Origin of the sequence: Actinomadura gamaensis, assembly GCF_042652125.1 — a bacterium.
Taxonomy (GTDB): Bacteria; Actinomycetota; Actinomycetes; order Streptosporangiales; family Streptosporangiaceae; genus Spirillospora; species Spirillospora gamaensis.
In genome coordinates, this window is the sequence record NZ_JBHSIT010000006.1 from 593171 (window position 1) to 611501 (window position 18331).

Annotated in this window: 16 protein-coding genes; 7 read left to right on the forward strand and 9 right to left on the reverse strand. The window is 75.1% G+C overall.

All coding sequences use genetic code 11. From position 1 onward, the window contains the following. Positions 1-18: 18 nt before the first annotated feature. A complete protein-coding gene (locus ACFPCY_RS23180) occupies positions 19-1566 on the reverse strand; it encodes a right-handed parallel beta-helix repeat-containing protein (RefSeq protein ID WP_378258377.1) in 1548 nt (515 codons plus the stop codon). A gap of 156 nt (positions 1567-1722) precedes the next feature. On the opposite strand from ACFPCY_RS23180, the gene ACFPCY_RS23185 reads away from it, so the two are divergent. Both ACFPCY_RS23185 and galT read left to right on the forward strand, forming a co-directional pair. After that, on the forward strand, positions 1723-2505 hold the full coding sequence (locus ACFPCY_RS23185; RefSeq protein ID WP_378258380.1) for a DeoR/GlpR family DNA-binding transcription regulator: 783 nt from the start codon (positions 1723-1725) through the stop codon (positions 2503-2505). A 10-nt stretch (positions 2506-2515) separates the two neighbouring features. Beyond that, positions 2516-3529, forward strand: coding sequence for a galactose-1-phosphate uridylyltransferase (gene galT, locus ACFPCY_RS23190; protein WP_378258382.1), 1014 nt, complete (start codon positions 2516-2518; stop codon positions 3527-3529). Between the two features lie 122 nt (positions 3530-3651). On the opposite strand, the gene ACFPCY_RS23195 is transcribed toward galT, so the two are convergent. Beyond that, positions 3652-4368 (reverse strand): FadR/GntR family transcriptional regulator, encoded by a 717-nt coding sequence (locus tag ACFPCY_RS23195; protein WP_378258384.1) that lies wholly within the window; start codon positions 4366-4368, stop codon positions 3652-3654. A 10-nt stretch (positions 4369-4378) separates the two neighbouring features. Continuing rightward, positions 4379-4924 (reverse strand): DinB family protein, encoded by a 546-nt coding sequence (locus tag ACFPCY_RS23200; protein ID WP_378258386.1) that lies wholly within the window; start codon positions 4922-4924, stop codon positions 4379-4381. 250 nt (positions 4925-5174) lie between these two features. Between ACFPCY_RS23200 and ACFPCY_RS23205 the strand changes: the two genes are divergently transcribed. Both ACFPCY_RS23205 and ACFPCY_RS23210 read left to right on the forward strand, forming a co-directional pair. After that, complete coding sequence (locus ACFPCY_RS23205) at positions 5175-5873, forward strand: MIP/aquaporin family protein (protein WP_378258388.1); 699 nt, start codon at positions 5175-5177, stop codon at positions 5871-5873. A 7-nt stretch (positions 5874-5880) separates the two neighbouring features. Then, positions 5881-6462, forward strand: a complete 582-nt coding sequence (locus ACFPCY_RS23210; RefSeq protein ID WP_378258390.1) for a ferritin-like domain-containing protein — start codon at positions 5881-5883, stop codon at positions 6460-6462. Between the two features lie 85 nt (positions 6463-6547). Here the strand turns inward: ACFPCY_RS23210 and ACFPCY_RS23215 are convergent, their stop codons facing one another. Continuing rightward, complete coding sequence (locus ACFPCY_RS23215; RefSeq protein WP_378258392.1) at positions 6548-7198, reverse strand: response regulator; 651 nt, start codon at positions 7196-7198, stop codon at positions 6548-6550. After that, positions 7195-8658 carry an ATP-binding protein gene (locus tag ACFPCY_RS23220; protein WP_378258394.1) on the reverse strand — a complete coding sequence of 488 codons (1464 nt, stop codon included), beginning with the start codon at positions 8656-8658 and terminating at the stop codon, positions 7195-7197. The genes ACFPCY_RS23215 and ACFPCY_RS23220 overlap by 4 nt, the downstream gene beginning before the upstream one ends. A 392-nt stretch (positions 8659-9050) precedes the next feature. On the opposite strand from ACFPCY_RS23220, the gene ACFPCY_RS23225 reads away from it, so the two are divergent. Further along, a complete protein-coding gene (locus ACFPCY_RS23225) occupies positions 9051-11192 on the forward strand; it encodes an MMPL family transporter (RefSeq protein WP_378258396.1) in 2142 nt (713 codons plus the stop codon). Here the strand turns inward: ACFPCY_RS23225 and ACFPCY_RS23230 are convergent. Beyond that, a complete protein-coding gene (locus tag ACFPCY_RS23230) occupies positions 11089-12036 on the reverse strand; it encodes a MauE/DoxX family redox-associated membrane protein (protein WP_378258398.1) in 948 nt (315 codons plus the stop codon). The two genes, ACFPCY_RS23225 and ACFPCY_RS23230, sit on opposite strands and share 104 nt — an antisense overlap. A 68-nt stretch (positions 12037-12104) precedes the next feature. Between ACFPCY_RS23230 and ACFPCY_RS23235 the strand changes: the two genes are divergently transcribed. Beyond that, positions 12105-14555 carry an ATP-binding cassette domain-containing protein gene (locus ACFPCY_RS23235; protein WP_378258400.1) on the forward strand — a complete coding sequence of 817 codons (2451 nt, stop codon included), beginning with the start codon at positions 12105-12107 and terminating at the stop codon, positions 14553-14555. Positions 14556-14619: 64 nt separating this feature from the next. Next, positions 14620-15843, forward strand: coding sequence for an esterase/lipase family protein (locus ACFPCY_RS23240; RefSeq protein ID WP_378258402.1), 1224 nt, complete (start codon positions 14620-14622; stop codon positions 15841-15843). 3 nt (positions 15844-15846) lie between these two features. On the opposite strand, the gene paaE is transcribed toward ACFPCY_RS23240, so the two are convergent. Genes paaE through paaC form a run of 3 tightly spaced genes read right to left on the reverse strand, consistent with a single transcriptional unit; the run spans position 15847 to position 18326 of the window. After that, entirely contained in the window at positions 15847-16938 is a 1092-nt protein-coding gene (paaE, locus tag ACFPCY_RS23245; RefSeq protein ID WP_378258405.1) for a 1,2-phenylacetyl-CoA epoxidase subunit PaaE, read from the reverse strand. Then, a complete protein-coding gene (gene paaD / locus ACFPCY_RS23250) occupies positions 16939-17502 on the reverse strand; it encodes a 1,2-phenylacetyl-CoA epoxidase subunit PaaD (protein ID WP_378258456.1) in 564 nt (187 codons plus the stop codon). It abuts the gene before it with no gap. Beyond that, on the reverse strand, positions 17496-18326 hold the full coding sequence (gene paaC, locus ACFPCY_RS23255; protein WP_378258407.1) for a 1,2-phenylacetyl-CoA epoxidase subunit PaaC: 831 nt from the start codon (positions 18324-18326) through the stop codon (positions 17496-17498). The genes paaD and paaC overlap by 7 nt, the downstream gene beginning before the upstream one ends. Positions 18327-18331: the final 5 nt, after the last annotated feature.

Genomic DNA, 18331 nt, shown 5'->3' on the forward strand with positions numbered 1-18331 from the left:
TTCTGGCGTGCTGAAGGATCAGCAGCCGTGGCTGAGCTGGTGGGCGCCCACGTCGGGCGCGCAGGTGCGGGGCACGTGGTTGCCGAAGTAATCGCGTCCGCCGTTGCCGACGATCGGGAGGCCGGCCCGCTGCGCGGCCGAGCCGGGCAGGATGCGGTAGTCGGCTGGGCGCGTGCCGCCGGGGGCGGCCAGCCGCACGGGACCGGTGATCGTCCCGGTCGCCCCGGACGGCGCGGAAAGCCCGTTCAGCAGGTTGTTCTGGATCCGGTAACCGCCTGACATCAGCTTGAACGCCGCCGTCCCGGACCCCTGCTTCACGACGACGTTGTTGGCGAACGTGACGTTCCGGAGGTTGGTGTTGTTCTCGTTGACGACGTTCTGCGAGACGCCGTCGCCGATGTAGAAGGTGTTGTCGTAGATCGCGGCGCTGTCGATCGTCCCGCCGCAGTTCTCCACGCCGCGGAACCGGTCGTTCACGCTCACGTTGTAGCGGACGACCGCGTTCTTCACGGCTCCGTCGGCGTTGCAGAGCAGCAGGAAGCCGCCCTCGTTGTCGTGGCTGTAGTTGTACTGGAACACCGTGCCGTAGGCGTCCTGGTCGACGTCGAAGGCCATGCCGTCGCGCGTGGTGCGCCCGCCGGAGACCTCGTTGTGCTGGAGGACGACGTCGTCGGAGTTGTGCGTCCAGAGCCCGGCGCTGTAGCCCGCCGACCGCCTCTGGAAGCCGTCCACGCGGTTGCGCTCGACGATCGCGCCCGTCACGTCGGCGACCACGATGCCGTCGCCGCCGATGTCGGAGACGCGGTTGCCGCTCACCGCGACGCGCGTCCACGGGTGGTGGGCGCCCTTCGCGCCGCCGCCCCAGCCGGACCGGTTCCACGTCGAGAACAGGAAGATCCCGGACCGGTCGGCGCGCGCCACGGTGTTGCCGGTGATCCGCAGGTCGTCGAAGACGGTCGGGGTCGCCGTGCCCTCGACCCAGACCGTGATCCCGGCCGAGCCGCCGACGTCCTTGCTGTCGTCGCCGTTCACGTCGTGGACGTCCAGCCCCGACAGGACGATGTGCCGGAGCGTCCCGGCGTCCCCGCCGCTGACCCGCACGCCGCGCCGCTTGCCGGGCGTGCCGCCGGTGTTCGTCACCTCCAGGTTCCGGAGCTCCCAGTACTGCTGGTTGTGCAGGACGACCGCGTCCGGCGCGCCCGCCCCCGCGATGACCGGACGGGCCGTACCGCGCCCGTAGGCGTCCGTGCGGATCGGCGCGCCCTGGCGGCCCGAGCCGTGCGGGGCGAACGTTCCGGTGCAGGTCGCGCCGCGCTTGAACAGGATCCGGTCGCCCGGCCCGAAGGTGTGCGCGTTGACGGACGCGAGCGTGTTCCAGGGCGAGCGCGCGGTGCCGTGCCCGCCGGACGGCGCGGAGCAGTCCACGTAGTGATCCGCGCGGGACTGCGCGGAAGCGGAAGCGGAGGCGGAGGCGGAGGCGGAGGCGGAGGCGGAGGCGGGGAGGGCGCTGAGGGCCGTCGTGCCGAGGGCGGCGGCGCCGAGCGTGAGGACGAAGCGGGTGCGCATGCGGTCTCCGGGACGCGTGGGGCTGGATGATCGCAGCGTAGAGATGCTCGAAAGTGTGCGCAATACCTCACTTTCCATCAGCTACGAACAGCCTCTGGGGCCGTCTGACCGGTTTCGATCGGAACTGGTAAGTTAGTGATCGATAGGAGGTGAACCGTGACCGAAGCGGCGCAACCGCGCTTCGCGGCCGAGCGGCACGAGCGGCTGCTCCGGCTGCTGCGCGAACGCGGGGCGATGCCGCTCCACGCGCTCGCCGAGGAGCTGTCCGCGTCCGAGGCCACGGTCCGCCGCGACCTGCGCACCCTGGAGGCGCGCGGGCTGCTCGCCCGCAGCCGGGGCGGCGCTGCGCCCGTCGGCGGCCTCGCGCACGAGCCCACGCAGCGGGACAAGGCCACCGTCGCCGTGGCCGAGAAGGCCGCCATCGCCGAGGCGGCCGCCCGGCTCGTCGGCCCGGACGACGCCGTCGTGATCGGTCCCGGCACCACGACCCGGCAGCTCGCGCTGCGCCTGGCCGCCGTGCCCGGCCTCACGGTCATCACCAACTCGCTCGCCGTCGCCGAGGCGCTCGCCGACTCGCGCACCGCGCAGGTCGTGCTGACCGGCGGGACGCTCCGCGGCCCGATCCGCGCATTGGTCGGGGCCGAGACCGAGCGGTTCCTCGGGACCGTCCGCGTCCGGCACGCCTTCCTGTCCGGGAACGGGCTGACCGCCGAGCGCGGCCTGTCGACCCCGCACCTGGCCGTCGCCGCCGCCGACCGCGCGATCGCGGCGTCCGCCGAGCGGCCCGTCGTGCTCGCCGACCACACCAAGGTCGGCACGAACGCGCTGTTCCAGACCGTCCCGGCGGGACGCGTCGCCCACCTGTTCACCGACGCCGCCGCGTCCGCCGCCGAGCTCGACGCGCTCGCCGAGGCCGGCGTGACCGTCCACCGCACCTGAGGGAGCACCCATGCCGGACCCCGCCCGCACCTCGGTGAAGCTCGCCGACGGCCGCGAGCTGATCTACTTCGACGACGTGCCGGGCCTGGACCGGACCACCCCGGACCGGCGCGTCCTGCCGCCGTACGAGCCGCGGCCCGAGGTGCGGTTCGACCCGCTCACCGGCGAGCACGTCGTGATCGCCGCGCACCGGCAGACCCGCACCTTCCTGCCCCAGGCCGACGCCGCCGCGCGCGCCGCCTGCCCGCTCTGCCCGGGCCACCCCGACAGCGAGATCCCGGCGGACGGCTACCACGTCGCGATCTTCGAGAACCGGTTCCCGGCGCTCGGCGGACCGGCCGGCGGACGCTGCGAGGTCGTGTGCTTCACCGACGACCACGACGCCACGTTCGCCGGGCTGCCGTCCGAGCGCCTCGCGACCGTCGCCCGGGCTTTCGCCGACCGCACCCGCGAGCTCGGCGCGCTCCCGGACGTCGAGGAGGTCTTCATCTTCGAGAACCGGGGCGCGGAGATCGGCGCGACGCTCTCGCACCCGCACGGGCAGATCTACGCCTTCCCCTACCTGACGCCGCGCACGGAACGGATCCTCGCGCAGGACCGCTGCGTGCTCTGCGACATCGTCCGGCGGGAGGCGGACGGCGAGCGGGTCATCGCCCAGACCGCGAACTTCGTCGCGTTCGTCCCGCACGCCGCGCGGTGGCCCTACCAGGCGCAGATCGTCCCGCGCGAGCACGTCCCGGACGTCACCGCCCTCGGCGACGCCGAGTCCGTCGAGCTGATGCGCCTCTACGCGGACGTCCTCGGACGGTTCGGACGCCTCTACGACAAGGCCGTCCCGTACATGGCGGGCTGGCACCAGGCCCCGCCCGCCGCGCGCGACCGCGCCCACCTGTGGGTCGAGGTCTACACCCCGCAGCGGACGGCCGACAAGCTCAAGTACCTCGCCTCGGTCGAGACCGGAACGGGCGCGTTCCTCAACGACGTCCGCCCGGAGGACGCCGCCGAACGCCTCCGCACGGCCTGACCGGACCCGCGCTACCGGACCTCTGCTACGAGCCTGCGCTACCAAACCTGCCCTACCGAGCCCGCGCTACTGGACCCGCGCCGCCGGGTCCGTGCTGCCGGGTCCGTGCTGCCGGGTCCGCGCTAGTCGACGGCGGTCGGCGCGTGCCGGACGAACGCCTCGACCGACGCGATGTGCGAGGCGGCGACCGCCGCCGCCCGCGACGGGTCCCGGTCGCGCAGCGCCTCGTAGATCGCCTCGTGCTCGTGCAGGCTCTGCCCGAAGGCGCCGCGCTCCAGCCGCCCGCGCTTCACCCGCGCGCGCAGCGTCCGGCTGCCGAGCGCGGTGCAGAACGCGGCCAGCACCGCGTTGCCCGACGCCCGCACCATGATCTCGTGGAACCGCAGGTCGGCCGCTATCGCCGCGTCCAGGTCGCCGTCCCCGGCCTGCGGGTCGTGCCGCATCACCTCCAGGCAGGCCGCGAGCTCGGCCAGCTCGGCGGCGGTGATCCGGCTCGCCGCCTGCGCGGCGGCGGACGCCTCCAGCACCCGCCGCACCGCCAGCAGCTCCAGCGCCGTGGCGTCCGGCGACAGCTCGACCAGCGTGGACACCGCGTCCAGCAGCAGGTGCGGCGCGAGGCTCGTCACGTACGTGCCGTCCCCCTGGCGGGCCTCCAGCACCCCGACCAGCGTGAGGGCGCGGATCGCCTCGCGCAGCGAGCTGCGCGACACGCCGAGCCGGACCGACAGCTCCCGCTCGGTGGGCAGGCGCTCCCCGGGCGCGAACTCGCCGCCCACGATCATCGCCTTGATGCGTTCGATGGCGTCCTCGGTGACCGAGGTCCGGACAGGTGCGACCACTCGAGCGATCCTACGAGCCCGCGCCGCCGATCCGGCCGTGGAGGTCGCGCAGCACGCCGATCTCGGCCGAGTGGTGGACGAACTCGTCGAGCACGTGCAGGGCGACGTCCAGGGCGGACTTCTCGGCGTGGGCGAAGAACGCCGGCCCGGCGGCGCGCCACCAGTCGTCCGGCGCCAGCGCGCCGAGCGGCTCGCGCCAGTGCCGCCGGTAGGCGTCCTCCAGGAGCGCCGTGCCGCCTTCGGCGGTGCCTTGGAACTCCACGTCGTCGAGGGTGATGTTGCGGCCGTGGAACAGGCGCTCGCCGTAGTCGACGAAGGCCAGCGCGACGTGGCCCATCCGCCAGGCGATGGTCGGGATCGGGACGGGGTCGGGCGCGGGGCCGCCGCCGCCCTCGCCGTCGATCTGCCAGCGGCCGGACGCGTCGGGACGCAGCGTCCAGCCGTCCGGGACGGGCTCCCAGAGGTACTCGGCGTCGGTGAGGCCGTCGAGGCGGTCACGGGTGCGCCGCCAGGCGTAGTCGAACTGCGCGGTGATCGATTCCTGGACTGAGGCCATGCACCATCATGATCCGGACAGGGCGCACGGTCATCCGGTTTTCGGAATTCGCCATTCCCGAGAGCGCCCGGCTGTTTTCGGGCATGGCGAGTCGGCCTCGTTATGGCGAACGCAGTCTCACTGGGGAAACGGATCCGAACGGGTCCCGGTTCAATCCGGTCCGCTGCTGGTCAGCGGGGTGGTCGCGGGGATGACCGCGTTCCAGCATTCGAGGACGAGAGCTTTTCCCCGTCGGCTCGGAGGTTCGGCCGTGCGCAGTTACACGAGTTACGCTACGGAGTTCATCGGGACGTTCTTCCTGGTCCTCACGATCGGCTGCACCGTGTTCGGCAAGGCGGCGATGGCGCCGCTCGCGATCGGGGCGGTGCTGATGGTCATGGTGTTCGCGGGCGGCCACATCTCGGGAGCCCACTACAACCCGGCGGTCACGCTGGCCGTCCTGCTGCGCGGCCGGATCGGGCCCGTGGACGCGGCCGCCTACGCCGTCGTGCAGATCGTCGGCGGCATCCTCGGCGCGCTCACCGCCAAGTACCTGGTGAACCCCGGACACGTGACGGCGCTGTCGCCGTCCGGACGCGCGATCGGCGTCGCGCTCCTCGCCGAGGGGCTGTTCACCTTCGCGCTCGCCTACGTCGTGCTGAACGTCGCGACGAGCCGCGACCAGGCGGGCAACGGGTTCTTCGGCCTGGCGATCGGGTTCACCGTCGCGGCCGGGGCGTTCGCGGTCGGCGGGCTCTCCGGCGGCGCGTTCAACCCGGCGGTCGCGCTGGCCGCCGCGTCCGGCGGGCTGTTCGCCTGGTCCAAGATCTGGATCTGGCTGCTCGCCGACCTCGCCGGGGCGGCCGTCGCCGCCGCCGTGTTCCTGCTGCTCAACCCGGAGGACCGGGCCGACGAGCAGCCCGCGGCGGCGCGCGAGGCCGCCAGCCCGGCCGAACCCGCCGCGACGTGACCGCGACGTGACCGCGCCGTCCGCAGCCACCGGAAAGGGCACCATGGTCCGCATCGCCAGGGACATCGTCGAGCGCGCCGGCGTCGACGTGCCGGCCCTGATCGCCGCCCTCACCGACGCCGCCCGCGCCGAGCTGAGCGACTTCTATCGGTACGGGGTGCTCGCCGCGCACCCGCTCGCCGGGATGGACGGCCCCTTGCGGCAGATCGTCCAGGACGTCCGGACCGAGGACCGGCACCACTTCGACGCGCTCGCCGCCCGCATCTGCGAGCTGGAGGGCCGCCTGCCCGACGACCTGTTCGGCTTCGTCCGGCCCGCGCCGCCGCCGTCCGCGGCGGACCCGGTCGCCGAGCTGCTGGTCGCCGAGCGGCGCGCCATCGAGACCTACACCCGGCTGTGCGAGCGCACGGCCGGGCGCGACCACCGCACCCACGACCTGGTGCGCGCCCTCCTCAACGAGGAGCTGGAGCACCGCGCCTGGTTCGCCGAGTACGCCGGGATCGACTCCGGCGCCGAACCGCGCTTCCGTGCCGGCTTCCGCGGCCGTTCCCCGTACCTGCCGCGCACCGGCCCCGAGCCGTCCGCCTGAGCCGTCCGCTCCGAGCCGTCCGCCTGAGCCGTCCGCTCCGAGGCGTCCGCCTGAGCCGTCAGGCCCGAGGCGTCCGCGTGAGGTGTCAGCCGACCAGGTCGTGGCGGGCGGCGTGGACGGCGAGCTGGACCCGGTTCTGGCAGCCGGTCTTGGTGAGCAGGCTCGCCAGGTGCGTCTTGACCGTGGTGACGCCGAGGTGCAGCCGCGCGGCGATCTCGGCGTTCGCCAGGCCCTCGGCGACCAGCGCGAGCACCTCACGCTCCCGGTCGGTGAGGTCGGGCGCGGGGATCTCGGGCCCGGCCGTCCGCGCGTCGCGGGCGGCGACCGCCTGCTCGACCAGGCGGCGCAGGGCGCGCGGGCTGAACGGGGTGTCGCCCGCCGCCGCGCGCCGCACCGCGTCCAGCAGCTGCGCGGGCTCGACGTCCTTGGCGAGGAACCCGCGCGCGCCCGCCGCCAGCGCCGGGTACAGGTGGTCGTCGTCGTCGAACGTGGTCAGGACGACCACGACCGTGCTCGGCCGGTCGCGCAGGATCCGCTCGGTCGCGACCGTGCCGTTCATCAGCGGCATCCGCAGGTCCATCAGGACCAGGTCGGGCGCGAGCCGCGCGGCCAGCCGGACGGCCTCGTGCCCGTCGGCGGCCTCCCCGACGACCTCCAGGTCCGGCGCGGAGTCGCAGAGCATCCGCAGCCCGGACCGGACGAGGTGCTGGTCGTCCACGATCATCAGCCGGATCACGCGGCGGCCCCCGCCGGGAGCAGCGCGGCCAGCCGCCAGCCGCCGCCGGACGGCCCGACCGTGAGCGTCCCGCCCGCCAGCTCGACGCGTTCCCGCATCCCCGGCAGGCCGTGCCCGGACCCCTCGGCGGGCGCCCCGCCGGGCAGGTCGTTCTCCAGCTCCACCCGCACCCGGCCGCCGCCGTCGGCCGCGACCTCCAGCCGGACGGCCGCGCCCGGCCCCGCGTGCTTCACCACGTTCGTCATCCCCTCCTGGACGAGCCGCAGCACGGTCAGCGCCCGCACCGCGTCGAGCCGGGTCAGCTCCGCGCCGACCTCGGCGTCCACCTTCAGCCCCGCGCGCTCGGCCCGGTCGACGATCCCCGCGAGCGCGGCGGGCAGGTCGCCGGGATCGGTCATCAGCGCGCCGAGGTCGCGCCCCGGATCGGCGCGCAACGCGGCGAGCAGCCGCCGCAGGTCGGCGAGCGCCGTCGTCGCGCTGCCGTGCACGTCGTCCAGCACCTCCGCGACCCGCCAGTCCGCCCCGCCCCCACCCGCCCGAACCCCGCCCGCCCGAGCCCCGCCCGCCGCGTCCGCCCGAGCCGCGTCCGCTGCGTCCGCCCGAGCCGCGTCCGCTGCGTCCGCCCGAGCCGCGTCCGCCGCGTCCGCCCGAGCCGCGTCCGCTGCGTCCGTCCGAGCCGCGCCCGCCGCGCCCGCCCGAGCCCCGCCCGCCGCGCCCGCCCGAGCCGCGCCCGTCGCGTCCGCCCGAGCTGCGTCCGCTGCGCCTGGCCGAGGCGCGTTCACCGCCCCTGCGGGGAGTTCGTCGGCCACCCCCGCGTCTGGGACCGGACGGTTGGCTTCGGCGAAGACGTGCCGGGCGACTCCGACGCGGAGGACGATCGACGCCATGTGGTGGGCCACGATGTCGTGCAGTTCGCGGGCGATGGCGGTGCGTTCGGCCATCCGCGTGGCCTCCTCGGCCAGCTCGCGGCGCCGTTCGGCCTCGGCCGCGCGCTCGCGCGCCGCCCGCGCCTCGTTCTCCACCGAGCGCAGGTAGGCGGCCAGCAGCACCGGCAGGGCCAGCATGACCGTGCCCTTGTAGGCGAGCGAGGCGATGTCCTGCGGAGCCTCGCCCGCCCACATCGCCGTGTACCCGGCGGCGAGCGCGGTGAGGGCGAGCGCCGCCGAGCGTCCGTCGCGGCGCAGCGTCACCTCGAACACGGCGACGCTCGCGCCGACCTTCTCCACGACCGGCGCGCCCGACCCGTACCGCGCGGCGAGCACCAGCAGGACGGGCTGGACGAACGCCGCCGCCATCGGCCACCGCACCGCCGCGAGCAGCACGCCGAGCGAGGCGGACGCGATCGAGCAGTCCACGAGGGCGTGCGGGTCGCCCGGCCCGCGCATCAGCAGCAGGTAGCCGACCGCGCAGGCCACCACCAGCAGGCGCGCCACCCGCCCGCGTCCCCAAGTCCCGGCCACGGGTCGAGCCTAAACCGGGCGGAACGGGCGCGCGCTCCTCCGCCGGAACGACCCGTCCTCCTCCACCCGGCCGCCCGCGCGGCTCCGCGCGCCGCCACGACCGGGCCAGATGGCCGCCGCGTTCCGGCCCCCGGGCCGCCACGGCCGGGCCAGCGGGCCGCCGGGTCCGGGCCAGCGGGCCGCCGGGTCCGGGCCAGCGGGCCGCCGCGGTCGGGCCACTAGGGCGCCACGGCCGGCCACTGAGTCGCCGCGTCCGGGCCACCGGGTTGGCGCGTCCGGCCGCCGAGCCGCCACGACCGGGCCAGATGGCCGCCGCGTTGCGGCCACCGGGTCGCGGGGACGGGCCTTTCGGGCGAGGCGCGGCGCGCGGTGCGCTCGCGACGCTGGCCGGCATGACTGACACGACGATGTTCGTCGCGCTGGGCCGGTTCGCGGCTCGGCGGCGGCACTGGGTAGCGGTCGCCGCCGTGGCGTTCGCGGTGTTCGCGGGGGTCTGGGGGACCGGCGTGTTCGGCTCGCTGACGGGCGGTGCGGGTTTCGACGACCCGAACAGCGACTCGGTCGCCGCTGACAAGATCCTCAAAGGCCCCCTCGGACGCCACGCGCCCGACGTGGTCGTCCTGTACGACGCGGGAACGCGCACCGTGGACGATCCGGGCGTCGCGGCGTCCATCCGCAGGGCCGTGGACGCCGTCCCGCGCACCGGCGTCGCCGACCTGCGCACGTTCTGGTCCACCGGCGATCCGGCGTTCGTGTCCCGCGACCGGCGCGCGACGTACGTGACCGTCCGCTTCGCGTCGGGCGACGACCAGGAGCGGGTGCAGGCGCTGAAACGGATCGAGCCGGCGTTCTCCGCGCCCGGCACGACCGTGCGGTTCGGCGGCGTGACCTCGATGACCGAGCAGGTCAACGCCCGCGCGAGCCGGGACGTCGCGCGGGCCGAGAGCGTCTCGATGCCGCTGCTGGCCGTCCTGCTGGTGGTGGTGTTCGGCAGCCTCGTCGCGGCGTCGCTGCCGCTGGCGGTCGGCGGGCTCGTCGCGCTCGGCTCGTTCGCGGTGCTGCGGGCGGTCACGTTCTTCACCGACGTCTCGACGTTCTCGATCAATGTGGTGACGATCCTGGGGCTCGGCCTCGCGATCGACTACGGCCTGCTGATGGTCACCCGGTTCCGGGACGAGCTGCGCGCCGATCCGGGCGACCTCGACGGCGCGGTCGCCCGGACGGTCGCGACGGCGGGCCGGACGGTCGCGGTGTCCGGGCTGCTCGTCGCGGTGTCGTTCGCCGGCTTGACGATCTTCCCGTCCCGGTTCCTCGGCTCGATGGGGTACGCGGGCGCGGCCGTCGTCGTGTTCGCGGTCGCCGGTTCGCTGACCGTGCTGCCCGCGCTGCTGCGTTTCGCCGGGCACCGGGTGAACGCGCTCCGCGTCCCGCTGCCGAGGACCCGCAGGCCCGGCGAGCGCTGGTACCGGGCGGCCCACCTCGTCATGCGCCGCCCGCTGCTCAGCACGGTCGGGCTGGTGGCGGTGCTGCTCGCGCTCGGCGCGCCGTTCCTCGGCGTGAACTGGGCGCGCCCGGGCGACTGGGTGCTGCCGGCGAACGCGGACGCCCGCGTCGTGACCCGCGAACTGGGCGACCGCTTCGCCGCCGACCCGGCCAGGCAGATCACCGCCGTGGTCGAGGGCACCGGGGACCGGGCGGCCCTCGACGCCTACACCCGCCGCCTCGCCGGCGTCCCGGGCGTGCGCAGCGCCGCCGTCACCGGCACCCGCGGTGAGCAGGCGCGCATCTCCCTCGGCTACGCGTTCGACCCGATGTCCCGCGAGGCCGCCCGCACGGTGAAGGAGCTGCGTGCGACGCCGCCACCGCCGGGGACGAAGGCGCTGTTCACGGGCATGCCCGCGTCCCGCGTGGACATCGTCCACATGATCGGCGCGCGCGTGCCGTGGATGCTCGCGTTCGTCGCGCTGGTGACGTTCCTGGTGCTGTTCGCGGCGTTCGGCTCGGTCGTCCTGCCGGTCAAGGCGATGCTGCTGAACCTGCTGTCGCTGTCGGCCGCGTTCGGCGCGATCAAGCTGGTCTTCCAGGACGGATGGCTCTCCGGCGTGCTCGGCTTCACCCCGGTCGGCGCGGTGGACGCCGACTTCCCGGTGCTGATCGTCGCGATCGCGTTCGGCCTCGCCGTGGACTACGAGGTGTTCCTGCTCGCGCGGATCCGCGAGGAGCGCGCCCGCGCCGCCGACCCGGCCGAGGCGATCGCGGCGGCCGTCCGGCGGACCGCGACGGTGATCAGCAGCGCGGCGCTGCTGATGGTCGTGGTGGTGGCCGGGTTCCTGGCGTCCGGGATCCTGTTCATGCAGGTCATCGGCGTCGGGCTGATCCTGGCCGTGGTCGTGGACGCGACCGTCGTGCGCGGCCTGCTGGTGCCCGCCGCTATGCGCCTGCTGGGGGAGTGGGCGTGGTGGTCGCCGGGACGGCGCTCGCCTCGTGCAGCAGCGCCGCCAGCCGTTCCGGAGAGTCCGCCGGCCCGGCCGTGAGGACGGTCCCGGACGCGTCGGCGAGCACCGCGTAGGGCGGCAGCGGCAGGCCGTTCGCGTCGAACACGTCCGGATCGACGATGACGGGGAGCCCGCCGCGACGGAGTGCGGCGGACTCTTCGAGCGAGGTCACCACGACGACCCGCACGTGTCCGGCGGCCTCGGCGAAGGCGGGCAGCGCGTCCAAGCAGGTACCGCACGTCGGCGCGACCAGCGCGAACAGCGTCGTCTCGCCCTGCGCGGCGGCCCCACCGGCCAGGACGAACGGTTCCCCGACCCGAGGCCCGCGTCCGCCCCCTTCGCCAACCCTCCGCACCGGGACCGGACCCGGCCTGAGCACGAGCCCGAGCCCCGCGACGGCCGACACGTACACGAAGGCGAGCGGCAGCTCGGAGACCGGGAACCCCAGCGCGTCCCCCGAGCCGAATCCTCGCGCGGGCTCCGGCGCGGAGCCCGTCATGACCGAGAGCGTGAGCATCGCGCTTGTCCGGGCCACGCTCACCGGTCCGACCAGGGTCGTCCGCCCCGGACGTCCGAAACATCCGCAGGCCACCCGCAGCCCGCGGCGCAGCACCGAGACCTGCGCCAGCAGCAGGCCGAGGAAGAGCGCGGCGGCCAGCCCGGACCCGAGCCGCCGCGCCGGAGGCAGGACGACCAGCGCCGCGACCGCGATCTCGGCGACGATCACCGCCCAGGCCGTCGGCGCGGCCAGGCGGGGCGGTACCAGCCGGTATCCGGAGACGGCGCGCGCGAGGCCGCGCGGATCGCGGAGCTTGCCGAGCGCGGCGGCGGCCAGCACCGCGACCAGCGCCGGTCCGGCCGCGCCGAGAACGAGCGTGCCCATCCGCCTTCCACCCCCTCCGAACGGGCCATGCTAAACCAGCGCCACCGAGCTGCCGTAATGTGAGGATCATGGACTCAGCGGGGGGCGCCGGGGCCGGTCCGGCGGGCGCCGGGGCCGCTCCGGCGGGGGCCGGTCCGGGCGGCGCCGGGGCCGCTCCGGCGGGGACCGGTCTGGGCGGCGCCGGGGCCGCCGATCCGTGCGTGCGCGTGCGGGGCGCGCGCGAGCACAATCTGCGGAACGTGGACGTCGCCGTCCCGCGCGACGCGCTGGTGGTGTTCACCGGCGTGTCCGGGTCGGGCAAGTCGTCGCTGGCGTTCGGCACCCTGTACGCCGAGGCGCAGCGCCGCTACCTGGAGTCGGTCGCGCCGTACGCGCGGCGGCTGCTGCACCAGGTCGGCGCGCCGGACGTGGACGAGATCACCGGCCTGCCCCCGGCGGTCGCGCTCGGCCAGCGCCGGTCGGTGCCGTCCTCCCGGTCGTCGGTCGGGACGGTCACCGCGGTGTCGAACTCGCTGCGCATGCTCCTGTCCCGCGCGGGCGACTACCCGCCGGGCGCCGAGCACCTGGACTCCGACGCGTTCTCGCCGAACACCCCGGTCGGCGCCTGCCCGAACTGCCACGGGCTCGGCGAGGTCCACGACGTGACCGAGGAGTCGCTGGTCCCCGACCCGTCGCTGTCGATCCGCGAGGGGGCCGTCGCGTCCTGGCCGGGCGGCTGGATGGGCAAGAACCTGCGCGAGATCCTCGAAGAGCTCGGCGTGGACGTGGACAGGCCGTGGCGCGACCTGCCGAAGGAGCGCCGCGACTGGATCCTGTTCACCGACGAGCAGCCCGTCGTGACCGTCCACCCGGTGCGCGAGGCCCACCGGCGGCAGGGCACCTACAAGGGCACCTTCCACAGCGCCAAGCGGCTCGTCCTGCGCGCGTACGCCGAGTCCAAGAGCGAGAAGCGCCGCGAGAAGGCGGCGAGCTTCATGACGAGCGCCGTGTGCCCGGTCTGCCGCGGCAAGCGGCTGCGGCGCGAGGCCCTCGCCGTCACGTTCGCCGGACGCGACATCGCCGACCTGGCCGCGCTGCCGCTCGACGACCTCGCCGCCGTCCTGCGCCCGCACGCGCGCGGGACGGGCCCGGCCGCCGTCCTGTCGCGCGACCTCATCGGACGCATCGAGGTGCTGTCCGAGCTGGGCCTCGGCTACCTCAGCACCGCGCGTTCCAGCACGACGCTGTCGAGCGGCGAGCTGCAACGCCTGCGGATGGCGACGCAACTCCGCTCCGGCCTGTTCGGCGTCGTCTACGTGCTGGACGAGCCGTCCGCCGGGCTGCATCCCGCCGACACCGAGGCGCTGATGGCCAGCCTCCACCGGCTCAAGACCGCGGGGAACAGCCTGTTCGTCATCGAGCACGACCTGTCGGTGATGCGCCGCGCCGACTGGCTCGTGGACGTCGGCCCCGGTGCGGGCGTCCACGGCGGGTGCGTCCTGCACAGCGGCCCGGTCGAGGACCTGCGCGACGTCCCGGAGTCGGTGACGCGCCGGTACCTGTTCGGAGAGGCGAAGCGGCCCGAGCACACCCCGCGCACACCGAAGGGGTGGCTGCGCCTGCGCGGCGTCACCCGCCACAACCTGCGGAACCTCGACGTGGACGTCCCGCTCGGCGCGTTCACCGCGCTCACCGGCGTCTCGGGATCCGGGAAGACGAGCCTGCTGGACGCCATCGCCGACGCCCCCGACGCCGGACGCGTCGTCCGAGTCGACCAGAAGCCCATCGGACGCACCCCGCGTTCCAACCTCGCGACCTACACGGGCCTGTTCGACACCGTCCGGAAGCTGTTCGCCGACACCGACGAGGCGAAGGCGCGCGGCTACGACGCCGGGCGGTTCTCGTTCAACGTCGCGGGCGGGCGCTGCGAGAACTGCCAGGGCGAGGGTTACGTCTCGGTGGAACTGCTGTTCCTGCCCAGCACCTACGCGCCGTGCCCGGTGTGCGGCGGCGCGCGCTACAACCCCGAGACGCTCCAGGTGACCTACCGGGGCGTGAACATCGCGCAGGTCCTCGACATGACCGTGGACGAGGCCGGCGACTTCCTCGCGGACGTCGCCCCGGCGGCCCGGTCGCTGCGGACGCTGCGCGCCGTCGGCCTCGGCTACCTGCGGCTCGGCCAGCCCGCCACGGAACTGTCGGGCGGCGAGGCGCAACGGGTGAAACTGGCGTCCGAGCTCCAGCGGGCCCGGCACGGCGACACCCTCTACGTCCTGGACGAGCCGACCACCGGCCTGCACCCCGCCGACACCGAGGTGCTGGTCGGGCAGCTCCAGGCGCTGGTGGACGAGGGCGCGACCGTCGTGGTCGTCGAGCACGACATGGACGTCGTCGCGTCCGCCGACCACGTCGTGGACCTCGGGCCGGGCGGCGGCGCCGCGGGCGGCCGGATCGTCGCGCAGGGCACCCCGGCGGCCGTCGCCGCCGGGCCGGGACGCACCGCGCGCTACCTCTCCGCCGCCGTCCTTGGCAGCGGGTGACAAGCTTTCGCCCCGCGAGGCCCGTAGCCTCCTGAACGCTGGACCGATACAGCCGGGAGGGCCGATGCGGGCACGCGAGATCCGGGCGCTGGGCGACCTCGCCGGAACGGGGCTCGGCGGCGTCGCCGCCCGGGTCCAGGACCTGCACGAGAGCATCGCCGACCGGGTGTTCACCGAGGTCGGGCCGGTGTCCGCGCCCGTCCGCGCGGCCCATGACGGCATCGCGGGCGCGGTCTACGCGAGCGTCGCCGCGGCCCTCACCGCCGGCGGGCGCGCCGCCGGGGCGATCGCCGCCGTCCGCGCCGGGGACGACGCCGACGCCGACTCGGTGGCCGAGGCCCCGCGCGGACGCGTCGCGCAGGCGATCCTCAACGCCTGGTGCGGCGACGAGCTGGACCGCTCCGGAAGCCCGCTCGCGCTCGCGATGACCGTCCGCGCCGAGGGCAGGCCCGTGCGGCTGGAACCGGACGCGCTGGCCGAGGCCCACCCGGACGCGACCGGCCGCGTCGCGGTGTTCCTGCACGGGCTCAGCGAGACCGAGGGCGCGTGGTCCTACAAGTCGACCGCCCATTACGGACGTCCCGGCGTCACGTTCGGCCGCCGCCTGCGCGACGACCTCTTCTACACGCCCGTCTACATCCGCTACAACACGGGCCTGCGCGTCCACGACAACGGCCTGCGCCTGGACGAGCTGCTCACCGGGCTGATCGAGCAGTGGCCCGTCGAGGTCGAGGAACTGCTGCTCGTCGGGCACTCGATGGGCGGACTCGTCGTGCGCAGCGCGCTCGCCCAGTCCGGATCCGACTGGCCGACGCTCGTCCGCCACACCGTCACGCTCGGCAGCCCGCACCTCGGCGCGCCGCTCGAACGCGGCGCCGAGTACGCCGCCCGCACGCTCGGCCGCTGGCGCGAGACGCGCGCCGTCGCCGCCGTGATCGACGCGCGCAGCGGCGGGATCAAGGACCTGCGGCGCGGGACGCTCCTGGCGGGCGAGCACCGGCCCGTCCCGCTGCACGAGGGCGCGCGGCACTTCGTCGTCCTCGCGACCGTCGCGTCGCGCCCCGGGTCGCGCCTCGCCGACCTGCTCGGGGACGGCCTCGTCCAGCCGGACAGCGCGTGCGGCGACACCCGCGACGACCACCGGATGCCGTTCCCCGACGAGCACGTCCGCCGCCTGCCGCGCCTGCACCACTTCGACCTGCTCAACCACCCGCGCGTGTACGAGTGCCTGCACGGCTGGCTCGCCGACCGCGACACGGCCGGCGACGCGGCGAGCGAGACCGCCTAGCGCCTAGTCGTCGTAGTCGACGGCCAGCTCGTCGGTCTCCGGGAAGGACTGGCAGGTCAGGACGTAGCCGGCGGCGACCTCGGCCGGTTCGAGCGCGAAGTTGCGCCGCATGTGCACCTCGCCGGACGTCACCCGCGCCCGGCACGTCCCGCACACGCCGCCCTTGCAGGCGAACGGCAGGTCCGGGCGGACGAGCTGCGCCGATTCCAGGACGGTCCGGTCGCGGGGGAGCGCGGCGGTCGTGGACCGCCCGTCCAGGGTGATCGTGACCTGGCTGACCGGGCCCTCCGGCGCGGCGTCCTCGTGCCGCAGCGGCGCGACCGGCTCGTCCTCGGCGAAGAACAGCTCGCGGTGGACGCGCTCGTCCGGCACGCCGAGCCCGGCCAGGACGCGCCGGGCGTCCTCGACCATCCCGATCGGCCCGCACAGCCACCAGTGCGCGGCGTCGCGCAGGCCCAGACCCTCGACGAGCGCCGCGAACCGGTCGGCGTCGAGGCGTCCGGACAGCAGCTCGGCCTCGCGCGGCTCGCGGGACAGCACGTGCGCGATCTGGAACCGCGCGGGATGCAGGTCCTTCAGGTCGGCGAGGTCCTCGGTGAACATGACCGTGTCGGTGCGGCGGTTGCCGTACAGCAGCGTGACCCGCGCGTCCGGATGCGCGGCCAGCGCGGACGCCGCGATCGACAGCATCGGCGTCACGCCCGACCCGGCCGCGACCAGCACGTGGTGCGCGGGCTCGCCGAGGTCCGGCGTGAACGTGCCGGTCGGGCCCATGACCTCGACCTCGTCGCCCGCGCGCGCCGCGTTCACCAGCCACGACGAGAACAGGCCGCCCGGCACCTCGCGGACGCCGATGCGCGGCGGGCTCCCGGCGGGCGCGCAGATCGAGTACGAGCGGCGCTCGTCCCGGCCGTCCTCGACGCGGCGCAGCGTGAGCGCCTGACCCGGCCGGAACGCGAACTCCCCGGCCAGTTCCGGCGGCACCTCGAAGGTCACGGCCACCGCGTCGGCGCACAGCCGCTCGATCCCCGCGATGCGCAGCCGGTGGAACGTCCGGCGGCGCCGGACGGGCACGGTGGTCGCCGGTGAGGTCACCTAGATCTCCTTGACGTGCTCGAACGGTTCGGAACAGGAGCGGCAGCGCCACAGCGCCTTGCACACCGTGGAGGAGAACCGGGACGTCTCCTCGGTGTCGCGGGACCCGCAGTTCGGGCAGGTCAGCGCCTCCCGGACGGCCCCCAGCACCAGCGGCACCGGCCCGCGCCGAGCCGCCGCCTCGCGCGAGCCCGCCCCGCGCGAGCCCGCCCCGCGCGAGGCCGAACCATGCGAGGCGGGACCGGGCGGCGAGACGCCGTGCTCGGCCAGCTTCCGGCGGCCCTCCGCGCTGATCCAGTCGGACGACCACGGCGGGTCGAGGACGGTCGTGACCCGAACGTCCGCGTACCCCGCCTCGCGCAGCGACCGGACGACGCCGGCGCGCATCTCGGCCATCGCCGGGCAGCCGCTGTAGGTCGGGGTCAGCGCGACGGTCACCGAGCCGTCCGGGGCCTCCGCGACGTCCCGCAGGACACCGAGGTCCGCCAGCGTCAGCATCGGCAGTTCCGGGTCCACGACCCGTTCGGCCACCGCCCGCGCCGGGGGTCTGCGCGCGCTCACCAGCGGCCTCCCGGCAGGGCCCGCGCGACCTCCTGCATCTCGAACAGGAGCGGCGCGAGGCACGGCGTGTGCTGCCCGGCCCGCCCGTCGCCCGCCATCGGCTCGGCGGACGGCATCGTCAGCGCCGCCGCCTCGACGACCTGCGCGAGGACGGCCTCGACCTCGTCCCGCACGTCCGCCGCCCGGTACAGCTCCTCGACGTACGGCGCGATCGCGTCCAGGCCCTCCTGCATGCGGCGGTGCGACTCGTCGGTGCCGTCCCCGAGCCGGACGACCCATTCGGCGGCGTACTGACGGTGGTAGGCCAGCTCCTTGACGCCCTTCGCCGCCACCGCCCGCAGCACCGGGTCCGGATGCCCGGCCGCGAGCCGCTCGAACACCGCCAGGCGGTGCGCCGAGAACACCAGCAGCCGCGCCATCGAGAACGCGAAGTCGCCGTTCGGCAGCTCCGCGAGCCGGACGTTCCGGTAGTCGTGCGGTTCGCGCAGGTAGGCGAGGTCGTCCTCGCCGCGTCCGGAGCCGTCCACCTGGCCCGCGCGGGTCAGCAGCAGCCGCGCCTGGCCGAGCAGGTCCAGGCCGATGTTCGCGAGCGCGACCTCCTCCTCCAGCTCGGGCGCGCGCGTGCACCACTCCGCGAGCCGCTGCGCGGCGACCAGCGCGTCGTCGCCGAGGCCGAGGCACAGCGCGGCGAGCTCGGCGGCGTCCACGCCGTCCGGGACGGCGGTGTCCACGCCGTGCAGCGGGTCCTCGAAGCCCGTGCCGAACGCCCACCGCGAGTCGTCCTGGTCCTCCGAGAGCGACAGGTACACGTGGTCGTCTTCGCGCATCGTCG

What these genes read in the sequence shown, in the direction of transcription:
- ACFPCY_RS23180 (WP_378258377.1), bottom strand. Translation starts at nt 1,566, where the DNA reads ATGCGCACCCGCTTCGTCCTCACGCTCGGCGCCGCCGCCCTCGGCACG.
- galT (WP_378258382.1), top strand. Translation starts at nt 2,516, where the DNA reads ATGCCGGACCCCGCCCGCACCTCGGTGAAGCTCGCCGACGGCCGCGAG.
- ACFPCY_RS23200 (WP_378258386.1), bottom strand. Translation starts at nt 4,924, where the DNA reads ATGGCCTCAGTCCAGGAATCGATCACCGCGCAGTTCGACTACGCCTGG.
- ACFPCY_RS23225 (WP_378258396.1), top strand. Translation starts at nt 9,051, where the DNA reads ATGACTGACACGACGATGTTCGTCGCGCTGGGCCGGTTCGCGGCTCGG.
- ACFPCY_RS23230 (WP_378258398.1), bottom strand. Translation starts at nt 12,036, where the DNA reads ATGGGCACGCTCGTTCTCGGCGCGGCCGGACCGGCGCTGGTCGCGGTG.
- ACFPCY_RS23235 (WP_378258400.1), top strand. Translation starts at nt 12,105, where the DNA reads ATGGACTCAGCGGGGGGCGCCGGGGCCGGTCCGGCGGGCGCCGGGGCC.
- ACFPCY_RS23240 (WP_378258402.1), top strand. Translation starts at nt 14,620, where the DNA reads ATGCGGGCACGCGAGATCCGGGCGCTGGGCGACCTCGCCGGAACGGGG.
- paaC (WP_378258407.1), bottom strand. Translation starts at nt 18,326, where the DNA reads ATGCGCGAAGACGACCACGTGTACCTGTCGCTCTCGGAGGACCAGGAC.